The organism is Janthinobacterium sp. CG_23.3 (genome assembly GCF_046115965.1).
Classification (GTDB): domain Bacteria; phylum Pseudomonadota; class Gammaproteobacteria; order Burkholderiales; family Burkholderiaceae_D; genus Janthinobacterium.
In genome coordinates this window covers 1-1,543 of record NZ_JBJXIB010000259.1, presented here as the reverse complement: position 1 = coordinate 1,543, position 1,543 = coordinate 1, and the positions used below count along the sequence as shown (strand labels likewise).

Genomic DNA, 1,543 nt, shown 5'->3' with positions numbered 1-1,543 from the left:
AACGGCAATACTCATCAGGCGTTCTTCGTCTTCAAAATGGCAGTGCCCGCTATGGTACTAGATGTCAAGTTCCACACGAAACGGCATAGAGCCGCCGGCGCCGCGGAGACTTACACCAGCATTTAAAAGATTGGGTTACAAGTAAGCTTCAGAAAAAGATAGGCCAAGTTGTGCTATTGGGTCCGTCAAATCCAATATAGGACATACAGAGCTAGCTTCCGGAATGGCAAGTATTATCAAGGCCAGGCTTTGATCACTGCTCTGGCGTCTCGCAGAGATCGACCGAATGAAGGCGGAAAATGCGATATGTTACTTTGTAATCAACGACTTGATCAACTATTGCATGAGCTGGAACGTCGATTAAGAATGATGTGATATTATATATAATAATATCAAAACAGACAATTCCACTCAGCGACGACGACCTTCGCCAGATGGGCGGCGAATGGCTTAGTGCGCTCACTTCTGCGGAGAAGGGGGCGCTGCTGGTTCGTGCACTGTTGTGATCCTGCCGAAAGCTGACTGTGGAAATGTTTATGCAACGTGCCCCTCAAGAAAAACGTGTCCTGATTGTCGAAAATCATCCGGTTGTTGCATTTGCAATTGAATTTCTTTTATCTAAAATGGATAGTGGAATCAGCGCCACTATTTGCGGTTGCGCAGAAACCGCCCGCGACGAATTTTTGCGCCCCGTCAATTGGTTTCGTATTTTCGTCGACCTTGACGTTCCGAAGGCCTATGGATTGTCCCTGGTGCGATATTTTGCGCTGCAAGGCGCACATGAACGTTGCGTCATTGTGACCGGATCCAGCAATCCGGATTTTATTGGCGCAGCCAAGGACTTGGGCTTACTTGGCTATATCGTCAAAACCGCGCCTTTCGGCGATTTCATGTCGGAGCTACGATCAGTTTTCGACGGCCGTCGGACGTTTCCCTCTGTAGATGGCGCAAAGAAATCGCGGGCTTCATCGGTGATTACGCGACGCCAACTTGACGTGCTATGCCTTCTTCAACGTGGATATTCATCCAAACAAATTGCCAAACAACTCAAGCTCAACAGCGGAACAATCGACAACCATGTCGCCGGCTTGATGCGGACTTTGAATGTATCCAGCCGAACTCATGCGGTCGCGAAGGCGATGGAACTTGGCTATATCACTTTTTAGGAGATGCTTCGGCGCTCGTCATAATCGACGCGCAGCGGTCACTTTTACCGAAAACGCTGGTTCGGCGGGATAGCGGTCCCTGTGCCGTTTAGCATCAGGATTCAGGAGTACGCGCCGCGTACCTGGTCGCGGCCATAAATATGACAGGCCTCATCTCCTTGCCTTCCCGGCCATTATCACACCAAAAATTGCTATGCAAACTATCGACAGCATACCAACGCTATAGAATGGGTTTGGCTCCGCAAGCCAAATCGAACACATCCAAAAAAAACTCAAAATTGACGGTGACTGTTCAGCCGCTATGCGGCAAGCGGGATAGGATTACCGTTGAAGGCCCGGAGCAGAACCTCAAGCATGCCATGGCCTTGCTTGCGTAG

The 1,543-nt window shown here is 49.6% G+C and carries 1 protein-coding gene and 1 pseudogene; both read left to right on the top strand.

Going from position 1 to position 1,543, the window contains the following annotated elements; all coding sequences use genetic code 11:
- Window positions 1–157: 157 nt before the first annotated feature.
- Window positions 158–250: pseudogene (locus tag ACFDR9_RS27645) on the top strand (hypothetical protein); the annotation flags it as partial.
- A gap of 286 nt (window positions 251–536) precedes the next feature.
- Window positions 537–1,166, top strand: coding sequence for a LuxR C-terminal-related transcriptional regulator (locus tag ACFDR9_RS27640; protein ID WP_409033068.1), 630 nt, complete (start codon window positions 537–539; stop codon window positions 1,164–1,166).
- The last annotated feature ends 377 nt before the right edge of the window (window positions 1,167–1,543 follow it).

Coding starts and splice junctions, on each gene's coding strand:
- ACFDR9_RS27640 (WP_409033068.1), top strand. CDS start 537: ATGCAACGTGCCCCTCAAGAAAAACGTGTCCTGATTGTCGAAAATCAT.